This window comes from Pantoea sp. 1.19 (assembly GCF_001922585.1).
Classification (GTDB): Bacteria; Pseudomonadota; Gammaproteobacteria; order Enterobacterales; family Enterobacteriaceae; genus 1-19.
In genome coordinates this window covers 25,728-38,287 of the sequence record NZ_MRBS01000001.1, presented here as the reverse complement: position 1 = coordinate 38,287, position 12,560 = coordinate 25,728, and the positions used below count along the sequence as shown (strand labels likewise).

The following is a 12,560-nucleotide window of genomic DNA, read 5'->3' as shown; positions in this document are numbered from 1 at the left end:
CTATGTTCATGAATAACGCGCTTGGGGCCGCGCTGCTGATGGCAGCGCTACCCGCCGCCGCGCTGAACGTCGGTGAGATCTCATCGTTTCTCTACAGCGACAACAGCACGCTGGGTAAAACGATCAGCAATCCCACCGACAGCGGCCGCCTGATAACGATTCATCTCGACCGCCTGTCGTCACCGCTGGCTGACGGACAACCGATCCCGATGGAGACTCCGGGAGAGGTGTTGCTGACCCCGGCGAGCCTGCTGCTGCCGGCTCACGCCAGCGAGGTGGTGCGCTTTTTCTATCGCGGGCCGGTGGACGATCGCGAACGTTACTATCGCATTGTCTGGTTCGATCAGGCATTGAGCGATGCGCCGGGGCAAGCCAGCGGACGCCGCGCCGTGGCGACCGCTTCCGCCCGCATCGGTACGCTGCTGGTGATTGCGCCGCGCCGCATCGCGTATGGTTACCAGTTTGCTGGTCAGACGCTGACTAACACCGGTAACGCCACGCTGCGCATCGTGGCCTGGGGGCCCTGCGCGCACCCCGCCGAGGGATCGGCGTGCAAAGAGCACTATTTTCTGATGCCGGCGAGATCGCGGCGCTTTACCCGCGTCAATCTGGCCGACAGTCAGGCGCGGGTGGCGCTTTGGCAGGGGGAACAATTTGTTTCCGTCAAATAACCGCATCCGGGGTCAGCTGGCCTGCGCGGTCGCCCTGTGGCTGTGCGCGCACCACGCCGGCGCGGCTGACGACCGCCTGCAGCAGATTGGCGGCGTGATCATTCCGCAGGCCTTTAGCCGGGCGTTGCAGGATGGCATGAGCCTGCCGCTGTTTATCCACCTCGCGGACAGTGCGGATCATCAGGGCGATCAGCGCATCGGCACCGCCTTTATCTGGCTCGACGACGATCGGCTGCGCGTCCGACAGATTCAGCTGGAAGAGGGTGGGAGCGGCGTCGAACTCAGTCAGGCTACCCGGCAGCAGCTCACGCAGCTGGCTAATCCGGCGTTCAATGCCGCCCTGCATTTGCCCCTCAGCGAGACGGCCAGCCTCGCGCTGCAGCTGCGCCAGCTGCTGCTGCTGCTGGTGGTCAGCCGTGAAGCGCTGGGTACCGCCCGACGCGCGCGCAGCGCCGATATTGGCCAGTCCAGCGTGAATGTCGTCAGCCATACCTTCGGTTATCACTTTAGTGGCTACCACCACCAGCAGCACCGCGGCGGCGGCAGTGCCGCCAGCTACCTGGCCCTGAACGGCGTCAGCGCGCTGCGCGAACACCATCTGGTTTTCGACGCCGCGCTGTACGGTATCGGTACGCCGCGCCGGGAGCAGACGCTGTACCGGGCGATGTATGAACGCGACGTTGCCGGATATCGCGTTGCCGCCGGCATGCTTGATAGCTGGAATTTGCAGTCGCTGGCGCCCGTCACCGCCCTGCCAGCCGGAAAAATTTTCGGGGCCTCATGGGGGAATCAGGCCAGTTCCACGGTTTTCGATCACCGCCAGTCGCTGACGCCGGTGGTTGTCTTCTTGCCGGCCGCCGGCGAGGTGCACCTGGTGCGGGAGGGCCGCCTGCTGAGCATTCAGCAGGTGGCGATGGGCAACCAGGAATTGGATACCGCCGGCCTGCCGTACGGGGTGTATGACGTGGAGGTGACCGTCTGGGTGAATGGCCGCCAGGTGAGTCAGCACGTGCAGCGCATTCACAAAGTATTCGGCCAGGATCGCGCCGCCGGCGCGCCGCTGGCCTGGCAGGTGTGGGGCGGAACCCTGCACACGGTGGACGCCCCGGAAGGCGGAGCGGAGGGGCGGGCGGCCGCGACCCGCGGGCTGCTGGGGGCTTCGCTTTCTGGCAGCTGGGGGATCGCCGGCTGGGCGGCCAGCGGCTATGGCTGCGATCAGACCGCCGCGCTGGAAACCCGCGTGACCCTGCCGCTGGATGACGCCATCGCCATTAACCTGCAGCAGATGCTGGCCAGCGATCGCTCTCGCAGCCGCTTCATAAGCCTGAGTGCGGCGCTGCCCGGTGGCTTCAGCTCGCTGTGGATCAACCAGGAGCAGAATCAGATGGGTAGCCGACTGCGGCACAGCGACAGCGACAATCGGGCACTCGGCGGCACCCTCAACCTCAACGCGCTGACCCGCATGCTGGGCACCCTGAGCATCAGCTACAACCAGGATCGCCGGTATTCCAGCCACTACTCCACGGTAGATTATGCCTGGACCCTGTACAGCGGTGCATTCGGCACGCTGGGCCTGCGGGCCGGGATGCACCGCTACAACAACGCCATCGGTACGGCAAATGCGGGGAAATACATCGCCCTTGATCTTACCCTGCCGCTCGGTAAAGGGATCAGCGTCGGCCTAACCCGGCAAAACGCGGACGTGCTCGCCACGCTGTCGGCCCAGCGACAGCTTGCCGACGGTGCGCTGCGCGGCGTTGGCGGCACGCTGTCGCGCGCGCTGTCGGGCGGCGATGACAACCGCACCCTCAGCGGCGGCGGCTGGGCGCAGTTTGCCAGCCGCTACGGCGACGGCACGCTGAACGTCAACAGCGGCGCCGACGGCGACATCAGCAGCAACCTGAGCGCCAGCGGCAGCATCGGCTGGCAGGGTAAGCAGATCGCCACCAGCGGCCAGAGCGAGGGCAATGCCGGGATCATTGTGCAAACCGGGCTTGATGATGACAGCCGGCTCAGCGCCCGCATTAACGGGCAGATTATCGAGCTGCAGGGGACGCGCAGCTATCTGCCGCTGCCCCCCTATGCGCACTATGACGTGGCGCTGCAAAACAGCCAGTACGCGGTCGACAGCTATGAAATCATCAGCGGACGCCAGAGCCAGTTTACGCTCTACCCCGGCAACGTGGCGGTGATCGCTCCGACGGTCCGGCAGCGCATTACCGTGTTTGGTCGACTGCACGCCGAGGACGGCACTACGCTGGCCAATGTGCCGATCGCCAGCGCGACCGGTCGTTCACGCAGCGATCCTAACGGCGAATTTGTGCTGGATATGGATAAGCACTCCCCCACCCTGACGGTCAACGACGGCCGGCATCCGGCCTGCGCGGTGGCGCTGCCGTTAGCTCAGGCGCGCGGGGCGGTCTGGCTGGGGGAGGTGGTCTGCCGCACTACCCCGCCGCACCGCACGCGGCCAAAGACAGGAGGAGAGCATGAAAGCTAACGGCTGGCCGGGGCTGATCGCGCTGGCGCTGGTGCTGGCGTCAACACCGGTGCGCGCGGCAATCACTAAAACCGTCCACCCCGATGCCGCCACCCGGGAGTTTGTGTTCGTCGAAAACAACGCCGACGATAACTTTTTTGTCACCCCGGGCGGCGCACTGGATCCGCGCATAACCGGCTCTAACCGCTGGACCGGACTGAAATACAGCGGTACAGGTGCCACTTATCAGCAGAGTCTGGGCTATCTTGATGACGGCTATAACACCGTCCTCAGCGCCAACGCTCAGTTTGATATGTGGCTGGAGGGGGCGCCCATCACCTCTCCGCTGCTGGGGCTGCGCTGCATTAACTGGTACGCGGGTTGCGATCTCACAACCAGCCTGGTGGTGCCGCAAACCCGCGATGCCAGCGGATTTTACGGCGTCACGGTTCCCGCCGGCGGGGTAAAATGGATGCACGGCATGCTCTCCGATGCTTTCTATCACTATTTGCAGCAAATGGCAGTGGGCGACACGCTGAGCATGCAGATCAATACCTGTCAGACCCGGCACGGGTATAACGCGCTGCGCGGCGAGCGCTGCAAAAATCAGCCCCAGGGGCAGTGGACTGCACGTACCGTTACCCACCGCAAAGCGGCCAATCTGAAGCTGATAAACACCCATTCGCTGGCCGAAGTATTTATCAACAGCGACGGCGTGCCCACGCTGGGTGAAGGCAACAGCAGCTGTCGGCCGCAGACGATCGGAACCCTCTCCGGTTTAAGCTGCAAAATGGTCAGCTACAGCCTGCAGACCGAACGCCTGAGCAATACCTCCATTCACGTGTTTCCCGCGATTACCCACGCCGGACTGGCGTCAGCGGTCAGCATGTACGATATGCAATTCAGCCTTGATGGCAGCCGCTGGCAGCCGGTCAACGGCAGCGCGTATTACTTCACGTTTAACGACATGAAAGGCAAAGAGGCGATCTACGTCTTTTTCTCCAGTCGCTTTTTTAAGCAGATGGTGAAGCAGGGGATCAGCGACATCAACACCCGGGATCTGTTTAATTTCCGCTTTCAAAACACCACCTCCCCGGAGTCAGGCTGGTATGAATTCTCTACCTCCAATACGCTGATGATTAAACCGCGCCAGTTCAGCATCAGCATCATCTCCGATCGCTACGCGGCGATGCCCTCGCTGCGCGGAGAAGTGGGCAGCGGGCAGCCGGCGCTGGATTTTGGCTATATCGTCACCACCAGCGGCAAAACCGCCGCCGATGAGGTGATGATCAAGGTAAGCGGTCCGGCGCATCGGATTGCCGGGCGATCCTACTGCCTGTTTCGTTCGGCGGATGGCGCCAGCGAAGTCCCGTTTCCGGCGACGCTATCCTACATCACCCGACGCGGCGACACCGTCAGCTGGGACGCCGGCTGCGACGACAGCTGGCGCAATATGACCGATGCGCTGTGGCTGAACACGCCGTGGAATGACCTTAGCGGTGAGCGCGGGCAACTGAATAAAACCACCGTGCACTTCGTCATCGCGATGGCCGATGCTATCTCGCTGCGAACCATTACGCAGCAAAACTGGTTTGGCGAAGTGAGCGCCTCGGGAGAGATCCATGTCAAAGCGACCTGGCGTAACGTTCGCTAGCGCCCTGCTGGCCGCACTGTGCCTGCTGGCGCCAACGCGCGCGTCGGCGATCGCCGTCGGCAGCCTGACCTTTTCACTGTCGGCAGACCTGCCGTTCGTAGCCAAAAAAGTGCTCAATAATAATCGCGAGGCGCGGCTGTACCGGGTGACGCTAACGGCCATTGATCGCCCCGGAGAGCGTGAGGTACGCCGCCGGCCCGCGGACGGCGAACTGCTGTTTTCTCCGCGCCAGCTGACGCTCACGGCGGGCGACAGCGACTATTTCAAATTCTGGTATCACGGCCCGCAGGATGACCGTGAACGCTACTATCGCATCGCTTTTCATGAGATTCCCACCGGAAATCAGACAGTGCGACGGCGCGGCGCGGGCGCAGTCAGCATGGAGCCGGTGGTGATCATCGAGACGATTCTGGTCGTGCGGCCGCGCCGGGTGAGCTTTGCCTGGGCCTATGATCCGGCGTCAGGCAGCGTCAGTAACACCGGCAACACCTGGTTTACCCTGCTTATTAAGCCCGGCTGCACCACCTCCGAGGAGCAGGGCGATGCCCGGTATCTGCGTCCGGGGGATACCGTCCGCCAGCCGGCGCTGCGGGCGCCCGGGCATCACACCCTCGTTTATAACGACCGCTTTATTGCCCTGAGCGACGCCTGTCGCGACCCCTAATCCGGCGCAGGCGAGCGACAATGCGCCGGCAGGCCACAGAGTCCGCTTCCGACCGGCACCGGTGTGTTCCTGCACGCCGGTGCCGACCGCCTCTTCGCTCGCCCCTGCCATCCCCCCGCAAGCCAATTCTGTCCACTCCCCGGCAGCTCACGATCAACGGGCCGGAGCCTGGCCATGTTACCGCCCAGGCTACGCGCCCGACCGTCAACCAGAAATCAACAGATTCATTAAAGTAATAAGATTAAGTAATACTTAAACCGTTCCTCAACGAGGTGCAAACCTCGTTGCAAACAGTGAGATCTCGATAATATCCTGATCAAACAGAAGGGGTTACAAGAAGGGATACCTAAAGATAAAAACTGAAAAATGAAAAACCACGCACGCTTTAATTAAAGATTATCTAATGTTTTATGCGCATCAGGGTTGCCGGAATGGCGATCCTGCCGGTACGGCAAGCGGGGATGCCCCGTACCGTTCCCCGGAGTGCAGCAAGGGATAGCCCCGTCTGGCTATCCTGCGGTGGCAATAGCGGATGGCGCAGACGCCGCCGCCCTGCCGGGGAGCGCGACAAGATGAACGGCCGCATGGCAACGGTATCGTTGATCCCTTCCTCGGTCGCGTTGATGCCACGTCGTCATCAGGGCAGCGCCGTGATGCTTTCGCGCACGCGGGTTGAGCCTATTGCAGAAACAAAAGAGTGATGACGGGGAATAAAAATAAAAAATAATCCGCGGTCAGCAGACCGCCGCTGACACCTCCTACCCTGCAGGTGAGTAATGTGAATCATGTTGTTTTAAAGGATGGTCAATATGAAAAATAATCGTGATAATTTTGCTGCGATGATCGGCCGTTTTAAAGGCGATGGGCCCTATTTGCACGATGGCGATCGCGTAATGATTGATGCCGCGTCCGGAACGTTTAATCTGCCTTTCGGTTACACCCACCCGCGCCTTATTAATAAGTTAAAGGAGCAGATTGAACGCTGCGCGCATTTAAGTTCGGCCTATACCAAGCCGATGGCAGAGAATATTCTGCTGCAATTACAGCCTTATTTGCCCACCGGCATTAATCGCATCTGGCTGCGGGATGTATCAGGCTCCGGTGCAGTAGAAGGGGCAATCCGCATGGCGCAAAAATATACCGGCCGTTCAGGCGTCATTTCACTGTTTGCCTCCCATCACGGTCAGTCACTGGCCACGGCAACCATTTCCGGTAACGCTTTTCGCCTGGCGAACTTTTCCACCCATATCGAGGGATCGTTTAAAATTCCCACGCCCGGTAGCGTACTGGCCGGCGCGGCGGACGCCGACGGCGCTACCGCGAACGTTATCGACGAACTGGAAGATTTTTTCTGTTACGGATCCAGCGGCAATGTGGCCTGTCTTATCATGGAACCCATTCAGGGCAATGGCGGTAATGTCGTCCTGCCGGTGGGGTTTTACCGCCAGATCCGCGAGTTTTGTACCCGGCATGACATTGTTTTGATTGCGGATGAGGTGCAAACCGGATTTGGCCGCACGGGCACATTTTTTGCCAGCACGGGCTATGCCAACGCGCTTGAGCCGGACATCATTGTCTTCGCCAAAGGCGCCGGCGGGGTAGGTATTCCGACCGGGGGCATCCTGATGAAGGAGAAACTGGATGTGCTGGCCGCCTATGAGCACTCCAATACCTCCGGTGCCAACCCGCTGTCGCTAACGGCCCTGCATGAAACCATTGCGATCATCGAAGATGAGCGGCTGCTGGAGAATGTGCAGCACCACGAGGCGTACCTGCGCGATGCCCTGCTTGATTTGCAGGAAAAGCATCCGCTGATAAGCGGGGTGCGGGGACTGGGATACATGTTTGGCTTTGATACGCCCAGTCCGGCTATCGCCGCTCAGGCGATAGATCTCGCCGCCCAACAGGGATTGATCATCCGCGGATCGCGCTATGGCAAAGGCAGCGCGATCAAAGTCCGCCCGCCGCTTACCTGCACACGTCCCCACCTCGACGACATCATTCAAAAACTGGATCGCACCTTTACCGAACTGGAGCGCGCCGATCATCCCCTGCAGGAGGCCATCTGATGAAAGCACTGAAATTCCAAGCCGTATGGGATATCGCCCCCGTTGAGGTACCCGCGCTGGCGTGTATCGAACCCGATGACGTCGTCGTGGCGATCGCCGTGTGTGGCCTGTGCGGTACCGATGTCGGCATCATCACCGGTGATTATCCGGTTGCCGTACCCGGCACCACGCTGGGCCACGAATCGACCGGCACGGTGCTGGCCACCGGCTCCGGCGTCAGCCGCTTCAAACCGGGCGATCGCGTCGTGATCAATCCGACCTACTCCTGCGGCACCTGTCGCATGTGCCAGATTGGTAATATGAACCACTGTGAGCAAAAGCACGGCACCGAAGCCGGCGTCTCCTACGACGGTACCTTTGCCGACCAGTACCGCACCAAAGAGAGTGCCCTTCTGGCGCTGGACGATCACGTCAGTTTTGAAGCGGGCGCCCTGACGGAACCGCTGAGCTGTACGCTGACCGGCGTGGACAAATTAGCCATCACCCACGGTGCACTGCGCGCCGCGGTGATCGGCGCTGGTCCGATGGGTCTGCTGTACCTCTGGTGTCTACACCTGCGCGGCGTGACGGCTTTTATGGTGGAGAAGAACCCTCATCGCCTGGCGTTTGCCCGCGGCGTACTGCCGGAAGGCTGCCGCCTGTATGAGGACTTCACTCTGGCGATGGCCAGCGAATACGGCGACAGCCGTGAACAGCTGGATCTGTGCGTTGATACCACTGGCTATCTGTGCGAGACGGTGTTTGCCCGACTGGCCCCGGGTGGCAAACTGCTGAACGTGGCCCTGAAAGACGCCACCGCGAAGCTGGACGTTCTGAAGATCGCGGACAAGAGCCTGTCGATCATTGGTTCCATTGATTCACTGAACAACAGTTTCGCGCGCGCGTATGCGTTGATCCGCGACGGTCAGATCCCGGCAGAGAAACTGGTAAGCCACGCCTTTCCTTTTGAAGACTACCGGCAAGCCTTTGCCACCGTGGGCTGCGACATTGACGGAAAAACGACGCGACCGATTACCGAGCCGGGCTGCAAAGTCATGCTGCGCATCCCCACGCAGACGGCGGAGGAGTCGGTATGACCCCATTCAGCGTTATTTTTGACATCGACGGCGTTGTGGTCGACAGCGAGCAGCTGCATTTTGACGTGCTCGCGGCGCTGTTGCCCGATCACACCCGCGGGGTCTCTGCCAGCCAGTTGATCGGTCTTAGCCTGGAAGAGACGCTGTTAAAAATTGGGATCGATACCGGACAGCACGGCGATCTGACCCGCCGCATTGTCGCGGCCTATCAGGCCGCGCTGGGTCCGCGCTATCTGCGGCCGGATATCGGTGCGCTCGTTCACGGGCTAAGCGCGCGGGGGATCCCGTTCGGTTTTGTCTCTACCGCGCCGCGGGACATTTGCCTGGCCAATCTGGCAACGCTGGCCCTGCCGCAGACACCGCCGCTGGTTGCGGGTGATGACCTCACCCGCACTAAACCCTGGCCGGATCCCTATCTGGCGATGCTGACGCGCCTTGACGTCACCGCCGAACAGACGATCGTGGTTGAGGATACCGACCTGGGGATTCAGGCGGCGACGGCCGCCGGCATCAGACAGGTATACGGCTGGCCGCATGCGCTGTCCGATGGCGAACGCTATACGCAGGCCCACGCCGTGATCCGAACGCTGGGGGACATTCCCCCCTTCAACGCCATTCTGACGGCATCTACCTTGTCCTAACCGGTATCCGGCGCGCTTCGCGCCGGATACCTCAGCGTGCAGAGAACCGCATGACCATGATGACAAACGCTACTTCCCCTACGCTTATACGCGCAATCGGAGCAACGCGGAGGGCTTTTTTTATCGCCGGCTTTACGCTGGCGGCCTGGGCCCCGCTCATTCCCCTGGCCCGGGATCGCATGCAGGCGGACAACGGCACAATGGGCCTGGTGCTGTTGGCATTTGGCCTCGGATCCCTGTTAATGATGCCGCTGTCCGGCATGCTGGCGGCGCGCGTCGGCTGCCGCCTGATTTTTACCTGCGCCACCGGGGTGGTGTTAGTCACGCTGCCGGCGCTGGTGATCGCCGATGATCCCTTCTCGCTGGCGACCGCCCTGTTTATTTTTGGCGCCGGCATCGGGGCTATGGACGTGGTGGTCAATATTCATGCCGTGCGGGTAGAGAAACTGGCCGGACGCCCGATCATGTCCGGCTTTCACGCCCTGTTTAGCCTCGGCGGTATTGCCGGTTCGGGCATCGTTAGCCTGCTGTTGAGCTACGGGCTGTCGCCGCGGCTCACGGTCGCGCTGCTGATCGCCGGGGTACTCATGCTATTGCTGCGTACCGCCGGCCGCCTGCTGCGGGATCCTGAATCGTCAGATTCGCCGCTGTTCGTACTGCCGAAAGGCATCGTTATCCTGCTCGGCCTTCTGTGTTTCATTGCCTATATTATGGAGGGGGCAATGCTGGACTGGAGCGGGATTCTGCTGACCAGCGAGAACCATGTGGCCACCCAGCATGCCGGTATTGGCTATTTGCTTTTTGCCTGCGCGATGACGGCAGGCCGATTGTCAGGAGACCGCCTGATTAACGCCGTGGGTCGCTTCCGGGTCTTTCTCCTGAGTTCGCTGATCGCCACGCTGGGATACGGCTGCGTTATCGCCGGTGGGCACCTGTTTATTATGCTGGCCGGTTTTTTCCTGATAGGCAGCGGCCTCTCCAACCTGGTGCCGATCCTGTTTACCGCCGCGGGACGGCAGCAGGTCATGCCCGGCGCGCTGGCCGTCGCGGCGATTTCCAGCATTGGCTACTCCGGCATTCTGCTGGGGCCGGCGCTGATTGGCGCCGTTGCCCACCTGTACAGCCTGGCCGGTGCGTTTATGCTGGTCACGATCCTGTCACTCAGCCTGCCGCTGTGCAGCCCCCTTATTCGCCGACACTGAGAGTGTGGCGGCGTTCGATCTGATTTCGCCACGTGAAAAAGGAGATGGCATGCAGCTTCAACAAGGTCAGTGGATCAATGAACCGCCGGCATGGTCGCTGGAGCGCGACGTTCTGCAGGTAACTACCGGGCTGAATACCGATTTCTGGCGGGAAACGCACTACGGCTTTATTCGCCACAGCGGCCATTTTTTTGGCTGCGAGGTGGAGGGCGATTTTACCTTCCAGCTGTGCATTGAAGCGCAGTTCAGCGCGCTGTACGATCAGGCCGGGTTGATGATTGAACAGGATCCGCAACACTGGTGCAAAGCCGGCATTGAATATGCCGATGATCGCTGCCTGATGAGCAGCGTGTTGACGCACCCGCAATCGGACTGGGCTACCGGCGTGTTTCACGGCGATCCCGCCCGCTTCTGGATGCGGGCCACCGTCGAAAACGGCGTGTTGCGCCTGCAATACTCCGAAGATGGCCACCTCTGGCCGCTACTGCGGCTCTGCCCGTTTCCCGGCGGTGCGCGCCGCCGGGTCGGCGCGATGTGCTGCACGCCGCAGCGCGCCGGTCTGCAGGTCCGCTTCAGCGAATGTTCTCTTACGGCTCCGCTCGGAAAAGCGCTACACGACCTCAGCTAGCGACGCGGTGGGCGCGCTCCCCTTTCGCTGCTGAAATGAACCGGGATTGGGTTACCGTTCAGGTTAGGCTGGTTATGCTGGCGGTCTGACTGACGAAGACGGTTCCGCCAGCGGAATCTCGCACCTGACCGCGGCAGCGGCGGATCCGACGCTGCCCGGCCTTTGCTTATGGAGCCATTGACCATGTTACACCGAGTGATCCTGCTGACCGGCGTTCTCGCATTAACCGGGTGCGCCACCCTGTTTGAGTCGGAAGAAGTCCGGCTGGAGCGCTGTCAGAAAAAAGGCATCAGCCGCGACGTTTGCTATCAGGAGGAGCGGGCCGATCGGCGTGCCGCCTTGAATCGCCAGGCGTGGTCGAAGACAGAGCATGAGAAAGCGGTATTGCGCAAAATAGGGCTGGACGAGTAAACCGCGGGGGTCAGCAGGGTCGCGCCGGTTTTCTCTCCCGTTCGCGCGGTGCGGATGTTATGCTGGCGGCGACATTCACGACCCGGTTGACCCTCGCTATGACCCACTCTGATTTTGCACGGCCATCACTCACCCTGCCGAACGGCGCCACTAAACTGCTGCTGCACTCCTGCTGCGCCCCCTGCTCGGGAGAAGTGATGGAGGCTATCCAGGCCTCGGGTATCCATTACGCGATCTTTTTTTATAATCCGAATATTCATCCGCAAAAAGAGTATTTGCTGCGTAAGGACGAGAACATTCGCTTCGCTGAGCAGCACGGCGTGCCGTTTATCGACGCGGATTATGATACTGATAACTGGTTTGCCCGGGCCAGGGGCATGGAGTGGGAGCCCGAGCGCGGCATCCGCTGCACGATGTGTTTTGATATGCGCTTTGAGCGCACCGCGCTGTATGCGGCGGAGCACGGCTTCAGCGCGATCAGCAGTTCACTCGGCATTTCCCGCTGGAAGAACATGCAGCAAATCAACGACTGCGGGCAACGCGCCGCCGCGCGCTACCCGGGAATGGTTTACTGGGATTATAACTGGCGTAAGGGAGGCGGGGCCGCGCGGATGATTGAAATCAGTAAGCGTGAACGCTTCTATCAGCAGGAGTACTGCGGCTGCGTCTATTCACTGCGCGATACCAACCAGCACCGTAAATCACAGGGACGCCCGCTGATCAAACTCGGTAAGCTGTTCTACGGTGACGACGACGAACAAGCCTGAGGGCGCGGCGACACGCGGAGGCCTGATAAATCTTGGCACAGCCCTCCCGCCCCGGGCGCAGGAAGTTGCAGTACTGGGCGATGATCTGGCCCTCCGATGGTTTGACCGGCCGTCAGCGAGGCGCCGCCGTCACCGGCTGGCAGTCTGCCTCCTCTGCCGGCGGCGTATTGCCGGCCGGCGTAAGATGGCAGAGCAGCGCAAGGCGATCGTGGCCGCCATAGCCAGAGAACACCCCACCCCAGCGTCCCCCGGCGTGTAGGCTGCGCGCCCGCCCCTGCCGATCGCGACTTGCTAACGC

General features: G+C 61.3%; 11 protein-coding genes. All 11 read left to right on the top strand.

The window, feature by feature from the left end; genetic code table 11:
• Positions 1 to 8: 8 nt before the first annotated feature.
• Positions 9 to 671, top strand: coding sequence for a hypothetical protein (locus tag BS626_RS00210; protein WP_075180400.1), 663 nt, complete (start codon positions 9 to 11; stop codon positions 669 to 671).
• Positions 655 to 3,171: a TcfC E-set like domain-containing protein gene (locus tag BS626_RS00205; protein ID WP_371328470.1), complete on the top strand. Its 2,517-nt coding sequence runs from the start codon at positions 655 to 657 to the stop codon at positions 3,169 to 3,171. The genes BS626_RS00210 and BS626_RS00205 overlap by 17 nt, the downstream gene beginning before the upstream one ends.
• Positions 3,161 to 4,804: a hypothetical protein gene (locus tag BS626_RS00200; protein ID WP_075180399.1), complete on the top strand. Its 1,644-nt coding sequence runs from the start codon at positions 3,161 to 3,163 to the stop codon at positions 4,802 to 4,804. Before BS626_RS00205 ends, BS626_RS00200 begins: the two co-directional genes overlap by 11 nt.
• Positions 4,773 to 5,468, top strand: coding sequence for a hypothetical protein (locus tag BS626_RS00195; protein ID WP_075180398.1), 696 nt, complete (start codon positions 4,773 to 4,775; stop codon positions 5,466 to 5,468). The genes BS626_RS00200 and BS626_RS00195 overlap by 32 nt, the downstream gene beginning before the upstream one ends.
• Before the next feature lie 809 nt (positions 5,469 to 6,277).
• Positions 6,278 to 7,537 (top strand): aspartate aminotransferase family protein, encoded by a 1,260-nt coding sequence (locus BS626_RS00190; protein ID WP_075180397.1) that lies wholly within the window; start codon positions 6,278 to 6,280, stop codon positions 7,535 to 7,537.
• Entirely contained in the window at positions 7,537 to 8,613 is a 1,077-nt protein-coding gene (locus BS626_RS00185; protein WP_075180396.1) for a zinc-binding dehydrogenase, read from the top strand. The genes BS626_RS00190 and BS626_RS00185 overlap by 1 nt, the downstream gene beginning before the upstream one ends.
• Positions 8,610 to 9,254, top strand: coding sequence for an HAD family phosphatase (locus tag BS626_RS00180; RefSeq protein ID WP_075180395.1), 645 nt, complete (start codon positions 8,610 to 8,612; stop codon positions 9,252 to 9,254). The genes BS626_RS00185 and BS626_RS00180 overlap by 4 nt, the downstream gene beginning before the upstream one ends.
• Before the next feature lie 50 nt (positions 9,255 to 9,304).
• Positions 9,305 to 10,456: an MFS transporter gene (locus BS626_RS00175; RefSeq protein WP_371328469.1), complete on the top strand. Its 1,152-nt coding sequence runs from the start codon at positions 9,305 to 9,307 to the stop codon at positions 10,454 to 10,456.
• Between the two features lie 49 nt (positions 10,457 to 10,505).
• On the top strand, positions 10,506 to 11,084 hold the full coding sequence (locus BS626_RS00170; protein ID WP_075180394.1) for a DUF1349 domain-containing protein: 579 nt from the start codon (positions 10,506 to 10,508) through the stop codon (positions 11,082 to 11,084).
• 183 nt (positions 11,085 to 11,267) lie between these two features.
• Positions 11,268 to 11,495 (top strand): hypothetical protein, encoded by a 228-nt coding sequence (locus BS626_RS00165; RefSeq protein WP_075180393.1) that lies wholly within the window; start codon positions 11,268 to 11,270, stop codon positions 11,493 to 11,495.
• A gap of 98 nt (positions 11,496 to 11,593) precedes the next feature.
• Positions 11,594 to 12,262 carry an epoxyqueuosine reductase QueH gene (locus BS626_RS00160; protein WP_075180392.1) on the top strand — a complete coding sequence of 223 codons (669 nt, stop codon included), beginning with the start codon at positions 11,594 to 11,596 and terminating at the stop codon, positions 12,260 to 12,262.
• The last annotated feature ends 298 nt before the right edge of the window (positions 12,263 to 12,560 follow it).

Bases quoted from the DNA above. Each gene is read 5' to 3' on its own strand.
- BS626_RS00175 (WP_371328469.1), top strand. From the start codon at position 9,305: ATGACCATGATGACAAACGCTACTTCCCCTACGCTTATACGCGCAATC.
- BS626_RS00170 (WP_075180394.1), top strand. From the start codon at position 10,506: ATGCAGCTTCAACAAGGTCAGTGGATCAATGAACCGCCGGCATGGTCG.
- BS626_RS00160 (WP_075180392.1), top strand. From the start codon at position 11,594: ATGACCCACTCTGATTTTGCACGGCCATCACTCACCCTGCCGAACGGC.
- BS626_RS00195 (WP_075180398.1), top strand. From the start codon at position 4,773: ATGTCAAAGCGACCTGGCGTAACGTTCGCTAGCGCCCTGCTGGCCGCA.
- BS626_RS00200 (WP_075180399.1), top strand. From the start codon at position 3,161: ATGAAAGCTAACGGCTGGCCGGGGCTGATCGCGCTGGCGCTGGTGCTG.
- BS626_RS00165 (WP_075180393.1), top strand. From the start codon at position 11,268: ATGTTACACCGAGTGATCCTGCTGACCGGCGTTCTCGCATTAACCGGG.
- BS626_RS00180 (WP_075180395.1), top strand. From the start codon at position 8,610: ATGACCCCATTCAGCGTTATTTTTGACATCGACGGCGTTGTGGTCGAC.
- BS626_RS00190 (WP_075180397.1), top strand. From the start codon at position 6,278: ATGAAAAATAATCGTGATAATTTTGCTGCGATGATCGGCCGTTTTAAA.
- BS626_RS00210 (WP_075180400.1), top strand. From the start codon at position 9: ATGAATAACGCGCTTGGGGCCGCGCTGCTGATGGCAGCGCTACCCGCC.
- BS626_RS00185 (WP_075180396.1), top strand. From the start codon at position 7,537: ATGAAAGCACTGAAATTCCAAGCCGTATGGGATATCGCCCCCGTTGAG.